The sequence below is a fragment of the Pedobacter sp. ISL-64 genome, from assembly GCF_018613605.1.
Taxonomy (GTDB): domain Bacteria; phylum Bacteroidota; class Bacteroidia; order Sphingobacteriales; family Sphingobacteriaceae; genus Pedobacter.
Window position 1 is genome coordinate 33538 of record NZ_JAGGPU010000012.1, and the last position, 24487, is coordinate 58024.

Here is a 24487-nt window from a genome sequence, read left to right on the forward strand (position 1 = left end):
TATTACATTAATAATAAAAAAGCCCATTTCAATTAAGAAATGGGCTTTATATCTTATCGGATTCAGGACTAAAAACGCCCAACTCCAAACTAAATGTTATCCGTTCAATGCTGCTGCACCACTTACAATCTCAGTTAACTCAGTTGTAATTGCTGCCTGGCGAGCCTGGTTGTATGAAAGTTTTAAGGCTTTCAATAATTCTCCAGCATTTTCAGTTGCTTTATCCATTGATGTCATACGTGCGCCGTGCTCAGAAGCGTGAGAATCTAAAACGGCTTTGTATAACTGAATTTTAACTGATTTAGGGATCAACTGTCCTACAATCTCTTCTTGCGAAGGCTCTAGAATGTAATCAACATTGGTTGTTTTACTTTCAACCTTTGTTTCTTCTGCTTTTGGTAAAGGCAATAATTGTTCAGTTGTAATAAACTGAACCGCTGCATTTTTAAAACGATTGTAAACAACCTCCACTTTATCAAACTCACCTTTAATAAAACCGGCCATAATCGCATCGGTAATTTTGGTTACGTTTTCGAAAGTTAAAGCAGCGTATACTTCGTTATTATTACCAATTACGTTATAATTACGTTTTTCGTAAAAATCCTGAGTTTTCTTACCGATAGAAATAATGCTTACATTACCGTTTTTCAACTGTTCGCTATATTTCTCAGCAATTAAATTGTTGGCCGCTTTAATCACGTTCATGTTAAAAGCACCAGCCAAACCACGGTTTGATGATACCGTTACAATTAAAACCTTATTAGGTTCACGCTCTTGTATAAAAGGCGATGAAGACCCTTCTAAACTTGCTGATAGATTACCTAAAATCTCTTTCAGTTTAGTTGCATAAGGACGTAAAGCGATAATTGCATTGGTAGCACGTTTCAACTTAGCTGCCGAAACCATTTTCATAGCCTTGGTAATCTGCTGCGTTGATTGTACCGATGCAATCCGGTTTCTTACTTCTTTTAAATTAGCCATTTTTTAAGTATCGAGTATTAAGTATCAAGTATCAAGATAGGTGAACAAACCCAATCTTGATACTTGATACCCGCTACTTGTATCTAATTAGTATTTACTTGAAATCTCTTTTGCTACTGTATCTAAAACACCTGTAATGGTATCGTCAAATTTACCAGCTTTTAATGCCGCTAAAGTTTCTGGATGACGTAATTCCAATTGCGTTAAATATTCAGTTTCGAATTCTTTTACTTTATCAACCGGTACGCTACGCATTAAGTTTTTAGTACCTGCATAAACAATAGCTACTTGTTTTTCAACTGTAAAAGGTGTAAACTGAGCTTGTTTTAACATTTGTACGTTACGTGCACCTTTATCTAAAACCGATTTCGTTGCAGCATCTAAATCAGAACCGAATTTAGAGAAAGCCTCTAACTCGCGGTATTGAGCCTGATCTAACTTTAAAGTACCCGCTACTTTTTTCATCGATTTGATCTGCGCATTACCACCCACACGTGATACCGAGATACCTACGTTAATTGCCGGGCGGATACCTGAGTTGAACAAGTTCGACTCTAAGAAGATCTGACCATCAGTAATCGAAATTACGTTGGTTGGGATATATGCTGATACGTCACCTGCCTGAGTTTCGATAATCGGTAAAGCTGTTAATGAACCACCACCTTTAACGATATGTCTGATCGATTCAGGTAAATCGTTCATCGCTTTTGCGATATCATCGTTAGAGTTGATTTTCGCAGCTCTTTCTAACAAACGACTGTGTAAGTAAAAAACGTCACCTGGATAAGCTTCACGGCCCGGCGGACGACGAAGTAATAGAGATACCTCACGGTAAGCTACAGCTTGTTTAGATAAATCATCATAAACTATTAAAGCTGGTCTACCTGTATCGCGGAAAAACTCACCAATTGCAGCACCTGCAAACGGCGCATAGAACTGCATTGGAGCAGGGTCTGCAGCCGAAGCAGCAACAACAACTGTATATGGTAAAGCGCCGTTTTCTTCTAATGTACGTACAATGTTAGCTACAGTAGAGTTTTTCTGACCGATAGCAACATAAATACAGAACACAGGCTGGCCTGCTTCATAAAATTCTTTTTGGTTGATAATAGTATCGATACAAACGGCAGTTTTACCAATCTGACGGTCGCCAATAACCAACTCACGTTGACCACGACCGATTGGGATCATTGCATCAATTGCTTTAATACCAGTTTGTAAAGGCTCATTTACCGGCTGACGATAAATTACACCTGGTGCTTTACGCTCTAAAGGCATTTCGTAAGTTTCACCTAAGATTGGACCTTTACCATCTAAAGGCTCACCTAAAGTGTTCACTACGCGGCCAAGCATACCTTCACCAACTTTAATAGAGGCAATTTTTTTGGTACGTTTAATCGTATCACCTTCTTTGATCTCGTCTGAAGCACCCAAAAGTACCACGCCAACGTTATCTTCTTCAAGGTTTAATACAATACCTTGTAGGCCGTTTGCAAATTCAACTAATTCTCCCGATTGAACTTTAGTTAAACCGTAAACACGGGCAATACCGTCGCCCACTTGCAACACGGTACCAACTTCTTCCAGTTCGGTTTCTGATTTGAAGCCCGCCAATTGCTGTCTGATAATTGCCGATACTTCGTCTGGTCTTACCTCTACCATAATTTTAATTATATCTTTTTGTAAATGTTTTTGCTTGGCGCATGGCGCTTGGCATTTATTTGCCATCCGCTTACGCAATTCTATTTGTTTGGCGTTTGTCGTATGGCGTTTTCCACTAGACGCTTACCGCCACGCGCTATTGCGCAAATTCTTTTTTCAGTTTACTTAAACCGCTGGCGATACTAGCATCAAATTGCTTATCACCAACTTTTAATATAAAACCACCAATTAATTTTTCGTTAATTTTTTCGTTAACAATAACCTGGTTGGCGTTTAATTCTCGTTTTACAATCGCAATAATCTGCTCTTTAGCTGCAGGGCTTAGTGCACTTGCAGTAGTTACATCAGCAGTAACAATACCCTTAATTAAGTTATATTGTTGAACGAACTGTTTAGCAGTGGTAAATAAAATCGCCGAACGGCCTTTGCTTACTACAATCTTGAAAAACGAGATGGTTAGTTTACTTACTTTATCAGCAAAAATACCGTTCAAAATACCCGTCTTTTTATCTAAAGGTACAATCGGGTTTTTTAATATTGCTTCTAGTTCAGGGGTTTCATCAACCACTTTCTCAAACAAAACCATATCATTATAAGAAGCTTCTAACGCATTGTTTTCAACGGCTAGGTCTATTAATGATTTGGCGTATCTGCTTGCAACTTTAATTTCTGACATATCTTTTGGGTTGGCGTTTAGCGGTTAGCGTTTAGCACGCCCATCGCTTTACGCAATACGCTTAGTTTAATTCAACGTCTTTTAACAAGTTAGCTACTAAAGTTTCTTGTTTTGCTTTATCATCCAATTGCGTACGTAAAACACGTTCTGCAATTTCTAATGATAATGAAGAAACCTGATCTTTAACTTCAGCTAAAGCTGCTTTCTTTTGGTTCTCGATTTCGATTTTAGCTTTCTCGATCAATTTAGCACCTTCAACCTGAGCTTGTTTTTTAGCTTCGTTTAAGATACCATCCTTTAAGGTTTTAGCTTCCTTTAAAATCTCATCACGTTCTGCGCGAGCTTGTTGCATCAAATCTTGATTCTGGCTGGTTAAACGAGCCATTTCTTGTTTGGCTAATTCAGCTTTGTTAAGTGCCTCATCAATGCTCTGCTCACGTTCGTGAATAGCACCTAAAATAGGTTTCCATGCAAATTTTCTAAGTAATAGCAATAAAAGGATGAATGCTATCGACGTCCAAAAAACCAATCCTATGCTTGGGGTTACTAATTCCATTTTTATCTAATTTTAAAAAACAATCTTTTTAATAGGGCTGGGTAAATAACCAATCGTTAAATACCCAACCTTAATTTTTTCAGTGATTATTAACCGTTTAAGCCTAATAATGCAACTACCACACCGAATAAAGCAGCACCCTCGATAAGGGCAGCAGCAATAATCATTGCAGTCTGAATTTTTGATGCAGCTTCTGGTTGACGAGCAATACCTTCCATTGCTTTACCACCTACTTGACCGATACCGATACCTGCACCGATTACTGCTAAACCGGCACCAATTGCCGCGATTGAACCTACCATAACTAATTTAATTTATATTAATTTGTAAAAAATAGTTTTCTATTAATGATGTTCTTCTACTGCCATACCTATAAATAAGGCAGTTAATAATGTAAAAATAAAGGCTTGTAAAAACGCTACCAGTAATTCCAATACATCCATAAATAAAACGAATGCAACTGAAACCGGGGCAATAGCCAATGTTTCGAAAATAAAAATTAAGGATATTAAACTTAATACGATAATGTGACCCGCAGTAATGTTAGCGAACAAACGAACCATTAAAGCGAACGGCTTAGAAATGATCCCAATTAATTCAACAGGAATCATAATCGGATATAACCAAAAAGGAACATCTGGTTTAAAAATGTGTTTCCAGTAGTATTTGTTACCATTAATATTTACGATGATTAAAGTTCCAAGCGCCATTACAAAAGTCAGGGCAATATTACCCGTAACGTTAGCGCCACCCGGGAAAATTGGAATTAAACCAAATAAGTTGTTAAATAAAATAAAGAAAAACGTAGTCAATAAATAAGGCATAAACTTAGCATATTTATGACCGATGTTTGGCTTAGCAATATCATCTCTCACGAAAACGATAATTGGCTCCATAAAAGACTGCAAACCTTTTGGTGCTTTACCTACACGTTTACGATAAGAAGCTGCCACAGAAATAAATATTACAAGTATTACAAAAATCGCAACAAACATTGCAGCAACGTTTTTGGTTATAGAAAAGTCTAAAACAGATTTACTTGCTTCTTCATCAACCTTTCCATCAGCACCAACTACCTTTACATGATCTTCCTCTAAACGATAGTTATTGTATTTACCGTTATAATCATGCTCACCATGGTGGAAGTTACCAGAAGAAAAAACCTCTAAACCGTTAGCGGTATATAAAATTACTGGAAGAGGCAATGAAGTATGCCCCCAAAGATGCCACATATGCGAATCGGCAATGTGCTCCATGATCAATTTAGTTGGCTCGAATTTTTCTTCACCATGTTTAGCAGGGCCATGCTCACCAGAAACGGCTTCGGCAGATCCGGCTACAACACTATCAACAGGAACAACAGCGCTATCAACCTGAGCGAAAGTATCAATTTTGATAGATAAAAACGCGATTAAAAGCGTAAAAACAATAGTTAGCCTTTTAACTTTAGACACAAAAACTCGGTTACAATCCATTTATTGGCAGTTTTTTACTTTAAATTTTGGTGGCGCAAGTTACGTAACAAACAGTAAATTTCAAAGGCCGTAAACAATAAATATAAAGAAAAAAAATTAAGCAGAAATACAAGCCCAATTCCCTTCGCTTTTATACTGTAAATCAATACAAAAGCCATACAAAAAATCATCTTCACTGCAATTGATCCCATAATCGCCATAATACCAACCTCAGGATCACGTTTTACACCAATATCAACCAACATATAAGCCACGTAAGTGATACCGGCTAAAAAGCCAAACATCACCCAAAAGTTATTTACGAACAATTGTTGATCAGGAAATACGACAGGTAAAACGGCAATTACACCTATTAATAGGCCTACGAAAATGAAATAGATACTGGTAAATTTGGCTAGAGTCAATGTATAATTTCTTAGCAGATAAAAACTTCGGCAAAGATAAGGTTTTTAGTATCAAGTAAGTAGTGAGAAAAGAATTATTGTTGGAATGGTGAAGTGTTTAAACTGGTAATCGGTTAACTGAGGTAAATATCCTTTGCTGAATTGTCAAATTGATTAATTGTTTGACGTAGTCACTGAAAACTGCCAATTGAAAACTTACGGCTTAGTGGCCTGCCTGATGGCCTGGTATAAAGCAATCCCTACCCCTGCCAAAGCAAAAGCAGCAGTAATTAAGTTAGTTTTACTGTTTCTACGCTCATCGATCTTGTAACCTATAAAAGTAAGCAGGCCAATGGTAGCAATCATCTGGAAGCCAATAGCAGAATATTTGGCGGCTGCATTTACCTTTTTCTTTGTATCTTCTTCTTTCGGATTTTCCATTTTTTAATGCAATAATTAAATTAACTTTGAATAATTAAAATTTGTTGCCAAATAAAATATTTTTCTACATATATTGTTTATTGTATTTCCACCTAAGAGATTTATCATACTTGAAAAATTACGCTAACAAAAACTTAAATCCCTTCTTCATCCTTATAAGTGTCCTCCTTATTTATGGCTGTGTCGCAAATAAAGATACGGCAGTAGATCGCAGGTTTCAAAACTTAACGGCAAGGTATAACTATATCTACAACTCCAATGTTTTACTAACTGAGTACAATGAGAGCTTATTACAAAGTTATGCCGATAATTATGAAAAAACACTGCCTGTTTACCTCGATCCTGAACCACAGGTAAATCTGGTGCTTACACCAGGGGTAGCCAATAAACAGCTCGATGACGTTATTACCAAAGGACAAACTGTTATAAACGATAAAAGTTTTAGTAATTATATTGATGATGCCTATATGCTTTTGGGTAAAGCAAATTATTTAAAAGGCAATTATTTTATCGCATCAGAATATTTCGATTATACGGCAAAAACCTATAACAGCGATTTAAAAACATTCATTATGGCGATGAACTGGAAAGCACGTAGCCAAATGCAACTGAACAATATGGTACTGGCCGATAAAATTCTTGATACCATGTTACGTGCTTCCGACGAGCTGAAGAAAGATCTGGCAGAACCTTTAGCCACTGCCGCTCAAATGCGTATTTATCAAAAACGCAATAAAGAGGCTATTCTTTTTTTAGAATCGGCAATTGCGCTTCCGGCAGAAAAACAGCTGCGTATACGCTGGCGCTTTATCCTTGCCCAATTGCAGGAGAAAGAGAAAAATCTTCAGGATGCTTATGCCAATTTCACCAAGGTTGAAAAAAGCAACGCACCGTTCGAGATGTATTTTCATGCCAATTTAAACCGCATTAAACTAAGGGCATTGCTCAGTGGCGTAAAACTGAATAAGGAAGAACAGCTGCTTGCTTTGTTAAAAGATGATAAGAATTTCGATTATACCGATCAGATTTATTATCAGGTTGGAGAGCTCTTTTCCGCTGAAGGAAACTTTGTAAAAGCTGAAGAAAATTACCACAAATCTGTTGCAAAAAGCACCAGGAACCAAACTCAAAAGGCATTGTCCTATTTAAGAATTGCCGACTTAAATTTTAAAGCGTTTAACAACTACATTAAATCAAAACTGTATTACGATAGTACGGTGATGATTTTACCTAAAAACTTTCCTGACTACGACAACATTGTTAAAAAAGCCGATAACCTGAAATATTTAACTGATAGGTATACCATTATTGCTAAGGAAGACACTGCTCAGGCTATTGCCAAACTTCCTGCAGGCGAACGTGAGGCTAAGGTTAAAGCCTATTTAACACCTAAAGTTGAAGTGAGCAATACTGGAGGGGTAATCAGCAATCAATATTTAAATGATCCTGACTTCCCAAATCGATCGTTAAATGCTCCGAATAATACTGCGGGGAACACCTTTTACTTTAATAACAATGCTGCAATAAGCAATGGTTTTGGCGATTTCAAAAAACGCTGGGGCAACAGACAGCTGGAAGATAACTGGCGACAAAGCATCCGTTCATCAGCCCAGGAAACCAATCAGGTTTTAGCTGGTGGGAATGTAGCTACCGGAATCACGCCTGCAAATGGAGAAACGAATCAAACGGCTGTAGACCAAACCACATTAGAAAAACAATTTTTGGATGGTTTGCCAACCACTCCCGCATTATTGGCTACCTCCGATCAAAAAATCATTGATGCTTATTTCGAAATCGCCAGCTTCTATCAACAAGAGCTAAACGACAAAGCAGAAGCAAATAAGATTTACCTGGAACTGATTAAAAGATATCCGGACAATAACCACTTAGTTGCCATTTACTACAGTTTACATCTAAATTACAAGGGTGTTGATGAAGTAAAATCAGATCAGTATAAACAATTGGTGCTCACTAAGTTCCCTGAATCTAATTTTGCAAAGAATATCTTAGATCCATCATACTCGGCCAAACAAACAGAAATGGAAAACATTGCCATTAACAACTACAATGTGGCCTTTGATGCTTATGCGAAAAAAGATTATCCAGGGGTAGTAAAACAGGCTGATGATAACATTACGGCTTTCCCTAATAATGATTTAGCACCACAGTATGCCTATTTAAAAGCAATTGCTGTCGGCCGCACCGCTAAGGTTGATGCGCTGCTTACTGAATTTAATTTGATTACAACGCTTTATCCAAACGATAAAATTATTACCCCATTGGTCCGCGATCATTTAAAATATATTGAGGCAAATTTGGAAGAGTTTAAACAACGGCCGCTTGCTCTTATCGATTTTGATCCAAATGCGCCACGTTTTGTAAGTCAGGCAACACCAATTGCCGTTCCAACAAAACCCTTAGTAACTGATAATGTCACTGTAAAAACAGCAGAGCCTACCTCTGTATCTAAACCTGCTGAGGTTAAACCGGCCAATCCTAACAAACCAGCCAGCATTTTTAGCGCGACTAAATCAGAAGAGTATTATTATGTGATCGATGTTGCCGACGCAACTTTAACCTTAAGTTCATCCCGTTTCGGCATAGGTCAGTTTAACCGTGGCAATTACCCCGATAATGATTTGGAACATAAATTGGTAGAGTTAGATAATGATCAGCTGATTTACATTACGAGTTTTATCGATCTTGAAGATGCCAAAATTTACGAATCAAGCATTACAGGCCAGTTAAAGAACATTATGAAAGTTCCAGCCAACTTATATAAAGGCTTTATCATCAGCAAAGAAAACTTCGAAAAGCTAACAGACCGATCGCGCATTAACGAGTACCTGGAGTTTTTAAAAGACAATTACAAATAAGCAATATGGTTTAAGCTGGTGGAGAAAAGCCTATTCTATAAAAAATTAATAAATTTGCATCCAAATCTTCTATTCTGGAGATGATTGGAAAATAACAACACAAAATGAACAAGTCCCTTTCTGCACAAGAAACAAAAAGATATAGTTTAATCATCTGGAAAATATTGATCGGTGGAATTGCCCTGTTTGCTATTTTCATTTCGATGGTAGGCTTGGGCCTTTTTGGTGCGCTACCTTCTTTCAGGGATATCGAACATCCAAAAAGCAACCAGGCTTCAGAAATTATTGCCGAGGATGGCCGGCCATTAGGCACCTACTTTGTTCAAAACAGATCGAATGTTACTTATAAAGATATTTCCGAAAATGTAATCAACGGGCTGATTGCCACGGAAGATACCCGTTTTAAAGAACACTCGGGCATAGATTTCAAACGTACCTTCACCATTATCGGTTATAATTTAATCGGTAAAAAACAAGGTGCAAGTACCATTACACAACAATTGGCAAAAAATCTTTTCCCTAGAGAATCGAACCTGAATTTTTTCTCGCTGGTGTTAACCAAGTTTAAAGAGTGGATTGTTGCCGTTAAATTGGAACGCAACTATACCAAGGAAGAAATTATTACCATGTATTTAAACACGGTCGATTTTGGGAACCAGGCTTATGGCATAAAATCGGCAGCCAGGGTTTATTTTAACACTACCCCTGATAAACTTACTTTAACAGAGGCTGCAACGCTTGTAGGGATGCAAAAAGGGATAACCATGTACTCGCCAACCCGCCATCCTGAACGCTCAAGAGACCGCAGAAATACCGTAATGGCCATGATGGTTAAATCGGAGCTCTTAACCCAGCAAGAATTTGACGAACAAAAAGAAAAACCTTTGAACCTGCATTTTAATGCGGCAACCGTTAACGATGGTATTGCGCCATATTTCCGGTCGGTACTGAAGAATGATATTAAAAACATTTTTCAGGAGCAGTCGATTACCAAGCCTGATGGCACACCCTACGATTTAGACCGCGATGGTTTGAAAATTTATACCACATTGAATTATGATATGCAGGTATATGCCGAAGAGGCACAAAAAGAATACATGAAGATCTTACAGGCGCAGTTTATCGCCAGCTGGAAAGGCAGAAACCCTTTTAAGGATAAAGCTTTACAGATTGAACAAGGCATTAAAAGATCAGACCGTTATAAATCCTTAAAACTGGAAGGTAAATCAGACGATGAAATTAAAAATGATTTTAACACCAAAACAGAAATGAGCATTTTTACCTGGAAGGGTAATATTGATACGGTAATGAAACCGATCGACTCTGTACGTTATTACAAAATGTTGTTGCGTAATGCTATGATGACGATGGACCCCACAAATGGCCATGTAAAAGCATGGGTTGGGGGGATTAATTACGAACATTTTAAATACGATCAGGTTAAAATGGGGACCAGACAAGTGGGTTCGACCGCAAAACCGTTCACTTATGCCGTAGCAATTGAAAATGGTTATTCTCCTTGTTACACTGTGCCAAATGTACCAGTAACGATAGATGGCTATGGAGAACCATGGACGCCAAGAAATTCGGGTAAACCTCTACCGGGCAGCATTACTTTACAAAAAGCCCTGGCTTACTCTCAAAATTATGTTACCGCCTATTTAATGAAACAGGTTGGCCCGGTTGCAGTATCAACATTAGCTACTAAAATGGGCATTCCTAATGTTCCGGCATTTCCATCTATTTGTTTGGGCACATTCGATTCATCAATTTATAATATGGTAGGTGCTTATGGCGCTTTTGCAAACAAAGGAACCTATACCAAGCCGGTTTATTTACTAAGAATTGAAGATAAAAATGGAGTAGTACTATTTTCTCAAAAGGAAATACCAAAACCGATCATGAGTGAAGAGGTTGCTTACGTAATGACCAGGATGCTTAAAGGTGTGGTTACCAACGGTACCGGATCGAGGTTGAATTATAAATATAAGGTAAATGCACCCATCGGGGCTAAAACAGGCACTACCCAAAACAACTCTGACGGGTGGTTTATAGCCATTACCCCACAATTGGTAACCGGTATCTGGACAGGCTGCGAAGACAGGGCATTCCACTTTATCAGCACCAACCAGGGTGAAGGTGCCAATACAGCTTTACCAATTTTTGCGGGATTTATCAAAAGAGTATATGCCAATCCAGCGTTAAAGATCAGTCATGCTGACTTTGAAGCGCCAAAATCTGGTGTTTCCATTACTTTTGATTGTAACCAATATCAGCAGCAGGAAGAAGGCGCAACCGAATTGGATGAGAAGTTGGGTTTTTAATGTTTTTGCGGTTGCGTGAGGGATAGCAGTGGAAATCCTTTTGTTGTCGCCTTGAGTGCAACCGAAAGGCAACAAAAGATTGTAACGGATAGCCTGACCCTTTGCGCAGCTTAGGGACACGCCCAAATTATAAGTGCAGCACTTCGGTTCATTTTAATCAAAATTATCTCTCTCGAATCCTATTTTGTAAATAATGAGCAGTTTCGACCATAAAACAGCATTAACAGCAATTCCACATAAACCCGGCGTTTACCAATATTGGGATGCTGATGGGAAGCTCATGTATATTGGAAAGGCGAAAGACCTGCGCAACCGTGTGGGTTCTTATTTTAATAGCGACAGGAACCAGTTTAACGGCAAAACAAGGGTGCTGGTATCCAAGATCCGTAAAATCACTTTTACCATTGTTGATACGGAGATTGATGCCTGGTTGCTCGAAAATAGCCTGATCAAAAAGCATCAGCCAAAATTTAACATCAATTTAAAGGACGATAAAACGTACCCATGGATTATTGTTAAAAACGAGAATTATCCTCGAATTTACTGGACAAGGAAAGTGATTAAAGATGGCTCTACCTATTTTGGCCCTTATGGTTCGATAGGTATGATGCATACTATTTTGGATCTGATTAAAGAAACCTACCCACTACGTACCTGCAGCTTACCTTTAACAGAAAAAAATATAGCTGAAGGGAAATTTAAAGTTTGCCTGGAATATCAAATTGGCAACTGTAAAGGTCCTTGTCAGAATTACCAAACCGAAACCGACTACGATAAAAATATAGGTGAGATCAAAGAGATCCTGAATGGCAAAATCGGAAATGTAATCCGGGATGTTAAAGGGATCATTAAATCGGCATCAGAAAACCTGAACTTCGAACTGGCGCATCAATATGCAAGAAGATTAGAAGTACTGGAGAAATACCAGAGTAAATCTACTGTCGTAAATAGTGCTATTACAAATGTTGATGTGGTGAGTATTGCATCGGATGAACGTTATGCATTTGTGAATTACCTGAAAGTGATGAACGGAACGATTATCCAGACGCAGACCATCGAGGTTAAAAAGCAATTGGATGAGAGTGATGATGAAATTTTAACATTGGCCATGTTAGAATTCAGAACGAAGTTCAGCAGCACCTCCAAAGAAATTATTGTTCCTTTTGAGCCTTCGTTAGAAGATGAAAGTTTAAAATTTACTGTACCTAAGCTCGGCGAGAAGAAAAAACTTTTAGAGCTTTCGCAGAAAAATGTATTATTCTTCAAAAAAGAGAAACTCAATCAATACGAAAAATTAAATCCCGATTTACGCACCGATCGTATTTTAACGACCATGCAGAAAGATCTGCGTTTAACCCAGCTTCCAAAACATATAGAATGTTTTGATAACTCCAACTTTCAGGGAAAATATCCGGTTTCGGCAATAGTCGTTTTTAAAGACGCTAAACCATCGAAAAAAGACTACCGCCATTTTAATGTGAAAACGGTAGAGGGTCCTAACGATTTTGCGACCATGGAAGAAGCCGTTTTCCGTCGTTACAGGAGAATGTTGGATGAAAACCAGACGTTGCCTCAGCTCATCATCATTGATGGCGGTAAAGGGCAGCTTTCGTCGGCTCTGAAGAGTTTAAAGTTATTGGGCATAGAAAATAAAGTTACCGTAATTGGTATTGCCAAACGTTTGGAAGAACTGTTCTATCCTGGCGATTCCTATCCATTGTATCTGGATAAAAAATCGGAAACCTTAAAAGTGATCCAACAGCTACGTGATGAGGCCCATCGCTTTGGGATTACCTTTCACCGCAAGAAACGCGATCAAGGGACACTTAAAACTGAACTCGAACAGATTGAAGGTATCGGCAAAACTACCGCAGATAAACTGCTAACCCATTTTAAATCGGTTAAAAAAATTAAAGAGGCTACCGAAAAAGAACTGGCAGAAGTGCTGAATAAAAAACAGATGATTACCCTTCAGGACTATTTTAAAAAGGAATAACGCTTTTAACCCTTATTTCTTTGAAGAGGATTTAGATTTCTCCTCCGAAGGAGCTCCTTTGGAACACTACGGTCCAAATGACCATATAACAAAAAAGGCTCCGATTTATTATCGAAGCCTTTTAATAAGTTAGTATTCCCAAAGACCTTGTTCGTAATCAAGAACAGATTTTTTAATCCTTTCTGATTCGTACAACCTTTCTCTAGGATCGGTAATAATATCCCTGATCTTATTGTCGCCAGGATTTGATTCTTTTACAATATAGCTGCTGAATAAGCGGCGGATAAAGAAATCATCGAAGCTCAATGCTGAAGCATCATTATTGGTATTGATTAAACGTTTCTTCGTTAAAATCTCCCTAGCCTCCGGATAGTACACCCAAAATACCGGTTGCCATTGTTTCGAAACCTCATTGTATTTTAATGGCGCAATACCTACAATACGAGGTTCGAAAACAGAACGCTTGGTATCGAAAATCCAATCTTCTTTAATTCTGAATTTCAAGAATAATTCCGGATTAAAATCATTAACCACAGTAGTAACTGTTCCGGTTTTGTTGTTCGAAACCTCTGCTGTTCCTAAAGCCGATTTGGAAGCAGAATCTGCCGACATTGGATTAAGAAAAGCATCATCTTCGTTCAACGCGCTATCAATTGGCGAATACGCTGTTAGTTCGTCTTTCTTAATTGCGGCAATCAATACATCAATTAATCGAGATTTAGGCGATTTTAAGGCTGAGTTAACCGTATCACGTAAGTCGATTTCTCTCCAGATCCGTTTTGCATAAAAAACATCCTCTTCCCTCACATCTGCCAAAGGAACCATTTCAGTACTGTCAATGTCCTTACGGGCGTAAAAACCATCTTTAGGCGGTACCTTAAGTTTCTTTTTAGCTGTTTTAACGGGGGCTTTCACCGTATCTGCCACGGGGGGCGCAGCAACAACGGGTTCAGCTTTCTTTGGCGCTAACCTGGTTGGCTTTTTTTGTGCAAAAGCAAACGAGGTTAACAAAACTAAAATAGCAATACTTAAAATCCTTTTCATCTTCTTTTTATTTTACGCTAAACGCTAATGAAGGCAAAATTCTTTGACGACCATCTGGCCCTACAGAAACAATATCTTCAAAAAATACTCTTGTACCAGGCGTAATCGAGTTTATTGCACCCTTAACTGCACCCGCGAAACTCCCTCCACTACCAGGAATGGTAACAGCATCAGAACGAGGTTTTATAATGGTTAACTTATAACGTTGTATTTTAAACTTAACATCGAAAGGAAAATCATCCAGATCTGCTTCAATTTCAGTTTCGCTTTTTAGCTGTACTGAAGCTACATCACCTCCAGCGCGGCCACCAACCTTAGCTACCGGAGCAGGGATAGCTTTAACCCTGAATTTTTGTGAGCCTAAGCTAACCGTTTTACCAGCGTTATTTGCGGATACATTAATGGATACTTCCTGACCAACCATACTTCCCGGAACGTTAACATTATAGTTTCCGTTACCACCAGACATTGAACCTCCTGAAATGGAAGCACGAACACTCTCTAATGGAAAACCTGCCGCCGATACCGTAAATGGATTAGCAATACCTGCATAAATTACATTCAATTTCGTTGAAGAAACAGATGCTGATGGCTTCGCTACCTGATAAGTTTGTGGTTGGGTTTTATATTCTTTTACCTGACCATCGGTTTGGCGAACACGAACCGTACCAACCCATGTAAACTGGCCAACACTACTTGTTCCACCACTATAAGTTCCTTTACCATCTTTAACGGATAATTTACTTCCATTAACGGTAATATCAGGAGTTGATCTCGAATCGCTGGCTGTTAAAAATACCTCAGCAGTATACGGCTGACCTTGGATTACGTAAGAAGTAGGTGCTACTGCAACTGCTGCAAACTGATCCAGATTAACCTGTGCTTTATCCATATTTCCGAACAATTTCTTAACTACTTCTGCTTCAGCGTTTTTGGTATCTGTTTGCAGTTTGGTTAAAATCGTCATTGCAGCAGTTAATGGCGTTCCCTCACCAAAGTAAGTTTCCTGCCAGTTTCCTTTCCTTTTTCTTGCAGGATCTTTAGCTTCGAGAGAGAATGAAACATTCGCTCTATCAGCCGGGTCTAACAAAGAGATTAATTTTTCGCGTGTGGCGTTAATTCTCTTTTTCAACTCATCTGCTTTCTTTTGATTGATCATGATATTCTGTGCAATATCCTGATTTGATCTATTTACCAAATCTTCAGTTTCCGGATCGATTCCATCACCTGCCTGGGTAAATTCTTTTTTAATGCTTTCAATATAATTATTCAAATCATCAGCCGCCTTCTGTGCCTGTTTTGCCTTATCGTAAATTGGCTGTGCACGGGCTGGCTCTTCTTTCAACTTCGAATTTTCGAAGGCAGAAAATAACTGATTAATACTTGTATTTACATTGTTTTTAGAAGTATCCAAACTATCGTTGATATTTTTGAATGCATCTAAAATGGTATCTGATACGTTTAAGGCGAGCATAGCCAACAATACCAAATACATGATATTGATCATCCGCTGCCTAGTTGTTTCTTTTCCGCCTGCCATGTTTGATGTAGCTTTTCCTTTAAAAATTAAAAACTAAACAAATTATACGCGTGGGCCGTTCATAGCCGATAACATATTGCCATAGATTGCATTAAGCGATGATAGGTTTTTAGCCAGCTTATTCACCTCTTCTTTAAACTGTTTCGAATCTTCCATCGATTCGTTAAAGTTTTGCATAGTTAATGATAAGTTTGAATAGAATTTATTCATCGATTTTAGATGCGCGCTCGAATCTTGTAATTCTAGTTCATACACTGCATTTAAAGCTGATAAATTTTTAGCCAAATTGTTAACCTGATCATGGTAAGCCTGAGAATCTACCGTGCTCTCACCCATTGCTTTCAAATTAGCCGTGGCTTTATCAAAAGATGCACTTAAATTATCGAAACCAGCTGAAGCTGTTTTAATTTTGCCTGTAAATTCATTAGTTGCTGTAGATGCATCTGCAACATTAGAAATCGTTGCCACTTTATCACCAAAAGTACGTAAACCAGAACCTAAACTTTCAATCAATTCAGGACCGATTTTAGCGTCTGATAACATTTTATCCAAAGCTGCTGTGTTCGATGCTGATGCTGCGACTGGCCTTGCTGATGCCGTTGGTAACTCTCCTTTAAAATCTGCTTTTAATTCTGGATATACTCTTTCCCAAGCTGGTTCTGGCTCTGGCGGAAAGAATCCGGTTAAAAAGAATAAAATTGCCTCTATTCCAAGACCAAGCCCGATCATATAACTACCTACAATTCCACCAATGTGTAGAATTTTAAATAACGCTCCGATAATTACAATACTTGCTCCCCATGAAATCGCTACGTGTAACCAGCCTGGTTGTTTTTTTGCTGCCATAAAATTTTGATGTTTTTCTTTAGTTTTTAGTTTGTTCGGTTTAATTTCTTAAATCGGTACCAGGATAAGATGAAACGCATCTGAAACCAATATATGATCTTTGTGTATCCTGATATTCGTACGTTGCTACAGCGTTTTGCAGAAAATAGCCTGTATCTTTCCACGAACCGCCTTTTACAACTTTACGCTTTTTATATTTGCTGTCGGTTGCACCAGCATCGTAAGTAAAATTCGGGTTCAAATCGTGCAATAATGGGCTAGCGCCTTTATTGTATGCGGTTAATGTCCATTCAGAAACGTTACCAGCCATATTATATAGACCATAGTCATTAGGAAAATATGATCTGACGCCTACCGTATAAATACCACCATCGCTTGAATAATCGCCACGACCTGGTTTAAAGTTAGCCTGTAAACATCCTTTTGTATTTCTAATATAAGGACCGCCCCAAGGATATTTGGTTTTGGTATTCCCACCTCTTGCTGCATATTCAAATTCAGTTTCGGCTGGTAATCTATAATCTGATCTTGATCCTGCGGGCAATTTTCTTGCTGTGGCAACTCCATCGTACAATCGTGTTCTCCAATGAGAGAACGCTTTTGCCTGTTCCCAGCTTACGCCAACTACGGGGTAATCATCGTAAGAAGGGTGGTTGTAGTAACCACGTACCATAGGATCGTTTTGTGAATAAGAATAATCTGTTTTCCATACCATGGTATCAGGATAAATAGCAACGGTATAACGATCGATATAATCCTGGCGTTTGCTGTTTGGATCTTTATGCCCCAGAGCAGCTTTCTCCATATTTAATTCGGCATAAGAATATTCGAATTTACGAACATCCAGTTCTTTTTTGCCTGGAAGCGCATCTAAACCTGAGTAATACATGCCATCTAACTGGCTAACCTGAGCGGCAGCTGCACCCTTACCTTTATTGCGCCAAATGTTGGCACCGTTTGGTCCAACTTTTCTCCAGTCGATGTATTTCTCCCCACCAACAGCATTTGCTGCATTTCCTTTGGGCGTAACCATAAACTGTTGAGGGTTGCCCATCATCACAATTGCAATCGAATCGCGTACCCAGTTGGTAAACTGGCGGTATTCTGCATTGGAAATCTCGGTCTGGTCCATAAAGAACGCGCTAATGGTAACCATTTTACTTGGCCCGTTCTGAGAGAAAGTAATATCTTCATCCGATCCTCCCAGTGGGGTATGCCCTGGCGGCACATAAACCATTCCTAGTGGGATTCTATCGTTTTTAAATTTCCGGTTATAAGCACCAACCAGCTCGCCTTGACCGCCATGACCACAGCTTGCTAGCATTACAGTTATACCTACAATAGCTAGAAGGTAGATTTTCTTCATATTTTTTATAGTGTGCACAGCACGATTAGGAGCAATTTTATCAAAAATCACTGAAATTATCAACAAAAGCAAATATTTTACGTTAAATCATTACTGAAAGGCAATTAAAGTTACATTAACATTTCGCCAACAGCCATATATTTTGTTCAAAAATATGCGTAACTCTCTTACTAACAGTAAAGTTACGCATTTATTGTATTGACTTAAAATAAATTATTTATCGTATTATTTATTAGATATTTTGATGTAATTTTCAATAGCCATCGTCATAGACGGAACGCCCGGGGTTGGCGCAGCAATATCCACAATCAGATCCATATCGGCACAAGCCTTACTGGTGTTGGTTCCAAAGGCAGCAATTCGGGTATTATTTTGTTTAAAATCGGGGAAATTTTTAAACAACGACTGAATACTTGACGGACTAAAAAATGCAATAACATCGTAGAAAACTTCGGCTAAATCAGATAGATCGCTCACTACAGTTTTAAACAAAACTGCAGGTGTAAAATCATACCCACTTTTTTCCAAAAACTTCATCGTGTCTTCGGTAGCCATATCAGAGCAAGGATATAAAAACTTCTCGTTTGCATGTTTCTTTAGCACCTCTGCTAAATCTGCTGCAGTTTGTTTACCAAAAAAGATTTTACGCTTCCTATACTGGATGTACTTCTGCAAATACAATGCAATAGTCTCAGACAGACAAAAATATTTCAGTTCTGCCGGCACTTCATAACGCATTTCTTCGCAGATTCTAAAAAAATGATCTGCTGCATTACGGCTGGTAAAAATTACTGCCGTAAAATCGGCCAGGTTAATCTTATCCTTTCTAAAGTCTCTTGCAGGCACACCTTCAACATGAATAAAGGACCTAAAATCAACTTTTAAGTTGTGTTTTTTGGCCAAATCGTAGTAAGGAGATTTTTCTGTTTCAGGTTTTGGTAAAGTAACCAAAATACTTTTTACTTTGCGGATTCTAGAGTCGTTCTTTTCTTGCATTTTCCTTTTTCCTGCTACAGCCCTATCGTTTTAATTAGTATTAAGATAGGACATATTTCGAGGGCGCAAAAGTACAAAAATAAATGCATTCTAGAAAACTTATTATTAGAAAGTATCGTTATACCTGCCCGCAATAGCTGAAAAGCAAAAATAATGCCTAACAGTAAGAATGCCAACACGATATACACTCCACCGTATTTAAGTGGCGATAAGGCGAAAGCAACTACTAAAGGAATAAATAGCAGGGATGCATTGAAGTAGCTGAGGTACAAAATTGAGATATATTCGCCCACCGGTTTCTGTACATTGAACAGATAACCCAAAAAGCGTAAAAGAACAAGTTTGAGGGCATAAAAAACAATTATAGTAATCGATATACTAAAAAAGAACTTAAACCCATCTTTAGCCTGATACATATCATTCCACTGCGCTACCAGAAAAAAGAACATTCCAAAAACGAAACCAAACTGCACAAAAAGCAACAAAAATGGCCACGAACTAAACAGGTTATCTTCCTTGTTAATATTGTTCAAAATCCTGTTGCTGAAAAACGATTGAACGATTGCCGATAATTGTTTCGAAAAAGCATTTTTTAGAATGGCAAAGATGATAAGCATGCCAAAAATAAATCCAAGCAAACCAACATTGCCTTTTGGGATTTTTGTGCCCAATTGATAGGGATTTGCCTTTTTCTTTAAGTGCTGGTATTTCTTTTGCCAGGCCAGTAGATCGAGTTTAGGAAAAAGATATTCCTTTTCGATGGTATCGAGCAGTGCACCCTTATTGATTAAACTATCAGGAAGCACCCAGGTATGGTGAACAAGAGAATCGGTTGAAAATTTCTGTCTGGCCAGTGTTGCCGAATCGGGCCGATATCTTCGATACTGATATTGACTTACGGTCACACTATCTGTTTGAACAGGAATTTCTTGTGCAGCTACAAAATGAGCAGACCATACAAACGCAAACAAAATGAAAATGAATTTCGGCATGCTGTAAATCAAAACTTAAGGATGCAAAAGTAGTTGAATAATCATTGTTTACCTAAAGAAAAAAATGGATTTAAGATAGGCTAAACCTTCTCTCCAGATTTTTCTTATGATCTGGCAAATAAAATAAGTGCTTCGTAACTACCAACATCAGCCAGCTTTAATGCATCGAGGTATTTCTTTCTATGCTCACTTTCTTTTGAAAGATTTCCAGCACCCCACGTAAATACTGGCTTATCGAATATCTTTTCGATAATTATATCTGCCATTAAACGGCTATGCCTGCCGTTCCCATTAGAAAAACAATGAATACTTACCACACGATGTTTAAAACGGATTGCTATCTCGTCGGCAGCGAAAGTATTATTATCAACCCAAAACCTAATGTCTTCCAGTAGATTCTTTAATTCAACAGCAACCTTCCACCTGTCTACACCAATGTTTTTATTCGTTTTTCGAAAATTTCCTGCCCAAGACCAAACATCTTTATACATGCGTTTATGCACATCTTTAACAAAGTTTTCGGTAAACAAGTTATCTGGTTTAAATTTTCGAACTAGAGTCCATTTTATAGCTTCTTCAATATTTTGCTGCTCAAACTCATCAAGTTCTGCTCTTGTTGCTATTGTAGAAATGAGCAAACCTTCTTTTTCTTCCTCATCCAAAGGGGTTTGCCCATCAATATAAACTAAATCTAATCCCATAAAATTTTAGGCATTTCTTTTTTTAGCTCTTCTGTCCGCTCCTTTATCGCTTTCTCGATCCTTTCTTTAGAATTTTCCTGATCTTCCAATTTCATTGTGTTTGATGTACGAAGCACAATTTCTGTAGCCAGTTCATTGGCTTTTTCCTCAATCATTGCATCCAGAGAACCAGCTTTAGGCACAAAACCATAAACCAGCTCCATATCCAAAACCCGCCCCAATTCGCGTAACGATTTTATCGTGATGGAACCGTCTTTCTCTCTTCTTTCCATATCTAGAACGCCTTGCCTGCTTATGGAAAGTTTTTTGGCCAATTGTTGCATAGACATACCAAGTGTATTTCGGATTGCTTTAATCCATCCGTCTGGTGGAACTGCAATACGGCTTAAAATTGAAAAACTTAAAAGTTTACCATTCAGTTGCTGAAGCATTAGTGACTTTTTACCCATAAGTAAAGCTATAACTTGTCTTTTACACAACAAAAGTAAAGTTATTACTTTACAAAAACAACAATAAAGTAAAGTTATAGCTTTACTTTTAATTATCTTTTAAATCCTTGAAGGATATAAACAATATATTTATGACAATAAAGGAAAACTAACTTCATTATCTTTGCCCTAATGTCCGGTATCTATATCCATATCCCTTTCTGTAAAAAGGCCTGTCACTATTGCGATTTTCACTTCAGCACTTCCTTGAAATATGCTGATGAAATGGTTGATGCAATCTGCAAGGAGATCAAAATGAAAAAGGATCGAATTAGCGGACAGGTAGGGAGTATTTACCTTGGCGGAGGAACACCCTCTATTTTATCGCAGGCAGCTTTGCAAAAGATTTTTGATGCCATTACCCATACATTTTCGGTTGATGCAAATGCTGAAATTACCATCGAAACCAATCCAGACGATTTAACGGCCCAGAAGTTAAAAGAACTGAAACAGTTGCCTGTTAACCGCTTTAGTGTGGGTATTCAATCTTTTTACGATGAAGACCTGATCTGGATGAACCGTGCACACCAGGCAAAAGAAGCTGAGGATTGCATCAGAAGAAGTCAAGACGCCGGTTTTGAAAACCTAAGCCTCGATTTAATTTATGGTTATCCTTTGCTTACCGATCAAAAATGGCTAAGTAATATCCAAAAGGCAATTGAACTCGAGGTTCCACATATTTCGGCCTATGCCCTAACGGTAGAACCTCGGACAGCTTTAGCTCATGCCATTAAAAACAAAAAACAAACGCCCGTAAACGATAATCAAAGTGCTGCTCAGTTTGTAATTTTAATGGATAAACTGATTGATGCCGGATTTGAACACTATGAAATTTCGAATTTTGCCAAACCAAACCATTATGCCGTGCACAACACCAATTACTGGAAAGGCGTAGATTACATTGGCATAGGTCCATCGGCGCATGGCTTTAATGGCCAGAACCGCTATATGAACCCCGCCAATAACGCCCTGTATATGGAAACGTTAGTCCATAACAAACTTCCTGAAATTGTTGAAGAACTGAGTTTAAACGACAGATTTAACGAGTACATCATGACTTCGTTAAGAACGATGTGGGGAACTGATTTACAAAAAATAAATACCGATTTCGGGAAAGATTTTTTAGCGGAAACAAAACACAACCTTAAAAATTTCGAGGATAAAGATTGGCTACTGATTGATGGAGATAAGATTTGTTTAAGTCAAAACGGAAAATTATTTGCTGATCATATTGCTTCGGAATTGTTTATTGTTGAGAATGATTGAAAGAACGAATTAGAGAATGAGTGAGTTTTGAATGAATTTGTTTTATCACAGAAACCAACCATTCTCTCATTCAATCATTCCTTAATTCAATAATTATATATTTATGTCAAAAATTGTATGGATTACAGGTGCATCATCAGGTATTGGTGAGGCCTTAGTATATGAATATTTTAAAGCGGGCAATAAACTGATCATCTCAGGAAGAAATCGCGATGAGCTATTCCGTGTAAAAGGAAACTGCCAAAATTCTTTTAATATACATGTTTTACCATTCGATTTAAGCGAAACGGCTACACTCGAAAACAAAGCTGCCGATGCCATCCGTATTTTTGGGAAAATAGATTTAATGATCAATAGCGGCGGCGTAAGTCAGCGGAGTTTAGCGCTCGAAACCAACCTGCAAACAGAACAACAAATTATGGACACCAATTTCTGGGGAACAGTTGTACTGAGCAAAGCAGTTCTGCCTTTGATGATCGCTAACGGCGGTGGCCAGATAGTTGTAATTAGTAGTCTTGTCGGGAAATTCGGCACGAAATTCCGCTCTACTTATGCGGCATCAAAACATGCGCTTCATGGTTATTTCGATTCACTCCGATCGGAAGTTTACAACAAAAACATCGACATTACCATCATCTGCCCAGGTTTTATCAAAACAAATGTAACCTACAATGCACTTACGGGAGATGGTAACCCACTCAATATGATGGGCAATGCACATGAAAATGCCATGACACCTGCTGAATGTGCCAAGCAAATCGTACAGGCTGTTAGCAACAAAAAAGAAGAGGTTTATATTGGTGGAAAAGAAACCAGAGCCGTGTTATTGAAACGCTTTTTCCCGAAGATTTTTTCTAAAAAAGTGAGAACAGCCAAGGTGAATTAGAGAAGCGTTTTGAGGTTGGCGTTAAGCGTGATCCACCAAGTTTAAAAGGATGCGACTTAGGGGCGAACCCAATTGATCTAAACCTGGTTGAAGCGATATCCTTTTGGCGCTCATTCTGAGCGGAGTCGAAGAATAGCCAAAAGATTAAGCGAAAAACGGGACTAGCAGACCCGAAGAACTACCGCAGCACCTTTGCAAATCAAAAAAATAAAAATTAAAACACTAACAATCAACACATTAAAAATTATTTTTTATTTCTAAAAACCAAGTAGCTGTTAGCCATCGTAAATGGAATCAAATAACAGAAACTTAAAAATCAGAAATAATGAAAAATTTAATCTTATCCGCATTTGCCGTAATTACAATGGCGTTCACCACTCAAGTTTACGCTCAAAAAAATCCAATGGTTGGTGGCGCAGCCATGTATTCGACTAAGGATATTGTAGATAATGCTGTAAATTCAAAAGACCACACTACACTGGTTGCAGCAGTAAAAGCCGCAGATTTGGTTGAAACTTTAAAAAGTGCTGGTCCTTTCACTGTTTTTGCACCAACAAATGCCGCATTTGATAAACTTCCTGCCGGAACGGTAGACAATCTTGTTAAACCTGAAAACAAAGCAACCCTAACGACCATTTTAACTTACCATGTTGTTGCCGGTAAAATGGATAGCAAAGCAATTGCAAAAGCAATTAAAGCTGGTGGCGGCAAAGCTGAACTTACAACAGTACAAGGTGGTAAACTTTGGGCCTGGATGGAAGGCAAAAAATTAGTTTTAAAAGATGAAAAAGGTGGAATGAGCACGGTTACAATTGCTGATGTTTATCAAAAAAATGGTGTTATCCATGTAATTGACACTGTTTTAATGCCAAAATAACATTTAAGAGATATCCTTATTAAAACACACCAAGTTATTTTCACATTAACGTGCTTACTAAACAGTAAGCGCGTTTTTTGTTTAAACATGTCCAGCTCATATCTTTACCTTTATA

Annotated in this window: 22 protein-coding genes; 6 read left to right on the forward strand and 16 right to left on the reverse strand. The window is 38.1% G+C overall.

Annotated features, from left to right (window positions below):
* Positions 1-96: 96 nt before the first annotated feature.
* The 8 genes from atpG to J7E57_RS17070 all read right to left on the reverse strand — a co-directional run bounded on the left by atpG (position 97) and on the right by J7E57_RS17070 (position 6174).
* On the reverse strand, positions 97-981 hold the full coding sequence (gene atpG, locus J7E57_RS17035; RefSeq protein WP_215132261.1) for an ATP synthase F1 subunit gamma: 885 nt from the start codon (positions 979-981) through the stop codon (positions 97-99).
* 87 nt (positions 982-1068) lie between these two features.
* Positions 1069-2643, reverse strand: a complete 1575-nt coding sequence (atpA, locus tag J7E57_RS17040; RefSeq protein WP_116248760.1) for a F0F1 ATP synthase subunit alpha — start codon at positions 2641-2643, stop codon at positions 1069-1071.
* Between the two features lie 136 nt (positions 2644-2779).
* Positions 2780-3319, reverse strand: a complete 540-nt coding sequence (gene atpH, locus J7E57_RS17045) for an ATP synthase F1 subunit delta (protein WP_215132260.1) — start codon at positions 3317-3319, stop codon at positions 2780-2782.
* Between the two features lie 61 nt (positions 3320-3380).
* The gene (locus J7E57_RS17050; RefSeq protein WP_029279570.1) at positions 3381-3875 is read right to left on the reverse strand and encodes a F0F1 ATP synthase subunit B; all 495 of its coding nucleotides are present in this window, start codon (positions 3873-3875) and stop codon (positions 3381-3383) included.
* 89 nt (positions 3876-3964) lie between these two features.
* On the reverse strand, positions 3965-4177 hold the full coding sequence (gene atpE, locus J7E57_RS17055; RefSeq protein WP_025144011.1) for an ATP synthase F0 subunit C: 213 nt from the start codon (positions 4175-4177) through the stop codon (positions 3965-3967).
* Between the two features lie 42 nt (positions 4178-4219).
* Positions 4220-5350, reverse strand: coding sequence for a F0F1 ATP synthase subunit A (atpB, locus tag J7E57_RS17060; RefSeq protein ID WP_215132259.1), 1131 nt, complete (start codon positions 5348-5350; stop codon positions 4220-4222).
* A 14-nt stretch (positions 5351-5364) separates the two neighbouring features.
* On the reverse strand, positions 5365-5754 hold the full coding sequence (locus J7E57_RS17065; protein WP_251029953.1) for a hypothetical protein: 390 nt from the start codon (positions 5752-5754) through the stop codon (positions 5365-5367).
* A 195-nt stretch (positions 5755-5949) separates the two neighbouring features.
* The gene (locus J7E57_RS17070; RefSeq protein WP_215132258.1) at positions 5950-6174 is read right to left on the reverse strand and encodes an AtpZ/AtpI family protein; all 225 of its coding nucleotides are present in this window, start codon (positions 6172-6174) and stop codon (positions 5950-5952) included.
* Between the two features lie 110 nt (positions 6175-6284).
* Between J7E57_RS17070 and J7E57_RS17075 the strand changes: the two genes are divergently transcribed.
* The 3 genes from J7E57_RS17075 to uvrC all read left to right on the forward strand — a co-directional run bounded on the left by J7E57_RS17075 (position 6285) and on the right by uvrC (position 13370).
* The gene (locus tag J7E57_RS17075; RefSeq protein WP_215132256.1) at positions 6285-9050 is read left to right on the forward strand and encodes a tetratricopeptide repeat protein; all 2766 of its coding nucleotides are present in this window, start codon (positions 6285-6287) and stop codon (positions 9048-9050) included.
* A gap of 104 nt (positions 9051-9154) precedes the next feature.
* Positions 9155-11374: a transglycosylase domain-containing protein gene (locus J7E57_RS17080; RefSeq protein ID WP_215132255.1), complete on the forward strand. Its 2220-nt coding sequence runs from the start codon at positions 9155-9157 to the stop codon at positions 11372-11374.
* 193 nt (positions 11375-11567) lie between these two features.
* The gene (gene uvrC, locus J7E57_RS17085) at positions 11568-13370 is read left to right on the forward strand and encodes an excinuclease ABC subunit UvrC (RefSeq protein ID WP_215132254.1); all 1803 of its coding nucleotides are present in this window, start codon (positions 11568-11570) and stop codon (positions 13368-13370) included.
* A 129-nt stretch (positions 13371-13499) separates the two neighbouring features.
* Here the strand turns inward: uvrC and gldN are convergent, their stop codons facing one another.
* From gldN to J7E57_RS17125, 8 genes are all read right to left on the reverse strand, one after another.
* On the reverse strand, positions 13500-14414 hold the full coding sequence (gldN, locus tag J7E57_RS17090; RefSeq protein WP_215132252.1) for a gliding motility protein GldN: 915 nt from the start codon (positions 14412-14414) through the stop codon (positions 13500-13502).
* A gap of 7 nt (positions 14415-14421) precedes the next feature.
* Positions 14422-15954 carry a gliding motility protein GldM gene (gene gldM, locus J7E57_RS17095; protein ID WP_215132251.1) on the reverse strand — a complete coding sequence of 511 codons (1533 nt, stop codon included), beginning with the start codon at positions 15952-15954 and terminating at the stop codon, positions 14422-14424.
* A 42-nt stretch (positions 15955-15996) separates the two neighbouring features.
* On the reverse strand, positions 15997-16800 hold the full coding sequence (gene gldL / locus J7E57_RS17100; RefSeq protein WP_215132250.1) for a gliding motility protein GldL: 804 nt from the start codon (positions 16798-16800) through the stop codon (positions 15997-15999).
* Between the two features lie 40 nt (positions 16801-16840).
* The gene (locus tag J7E57_RS17105; protein ID WP_215132248.1) at positions 16841-18166 is read right to left on the reverse strand and encodes an SUMF1/EgtB/PvdO family nonheme iron enzyme; all 1326 of its coding nucleotides are present in this window, start codon (positions 18164-18166) and stop codon (positions 16841-16843) included.
* Positions 18167-18391: 225 nt separating this feature from the next.
* Positions 18392-19162, reverse strand: coding sequence for a uroporphyrinogen-III synthase (locus J7E57_RS17110; protein WP_215132233.1), 771 nt, complete (start codon positions 19160-19162; stop codon positions 18392-18394).
* A gap of 14 nt (positions 19163-19176) precedes the next feature.
* A complete protein-coding gene (locus J7E57_RS17115) occupies positions 19177-20154 on the reverse strand; it encodes a DUF4271 domain-containing protein (RefSeq protein ID WP_215132231.1) in 978 nt (325 codons plus the stop codon).
* A 104-nt stretch (positions 20155-20258) separates the two neighbouring features.
* On the reverse strand, positions 20259-20855 hold the full coding sequence (locus J7E57_RS17120; protein WP_215132229.1) for a mobile mystery protein B: 597 nt from the start codon (positions 20853-20855) through the stop codon (positions 20259-20261).
* Positions 20846-21286, reverse strand: coding sequence for a mobile mystery protein A (locus J7E57_RS17125; RefSeq protein ID WP_251029954.1), 441 nt, complete (start codon positions 21284-21286; stop codon positions 20846-20848). Before J7E57_RS17125 ends, J7E57_RS17120 begins: the two co-directional genes overlap by 10 nt.
* A 189-nt stretch (positions 21287-21475) precedes the next feature.
* Here J7E57_RS17125 and hemW point away from each other — a divergent pair, with 189 nt between their 5' ends.
* The 3 genes from hemW to J7E57_RS17140 all read left to right on the forward strand — a co-directional run bounded on the left by hemW (position 21476) and on the right by J7E57_RS17140 (position 24372).
* Entirely contained in the window at positions 21476-22609 is a 1134-nt protein-coding gene (gene hemW / locus J7E57_RS17130) for a radical SAM family heme chaperone HemW (RefSeq protein WP_215132225.1), read from the forward strand.
* Positions 22610-22712: 103 nt separating this feature from the next.
* Positions 22713-23495: an SDR family oxidoreductase gene (locus tag J7E57_RS17135; protein ID WP_215132224.1), complete on the forward strand. Its 783-nt coding sequence runs from the start codon at positions 22713-22715 to the stop codon at positions 23493-23495.
* A 325-nt stretch (positions 23496-23820) separates the two neighbouring features.
* Complete coding sequence (locus J7E57_RS17140) at positions 23821-24372, forward strand: fasciclin domain-containing protein (protein ID WP_215132222.1); 552 nt, start codon at positions 23821-23823, stop codon at positions 24370-24372.
* The last annotated feature ends 115 nt before the right edge of the window (positions 24373-24487 follow it).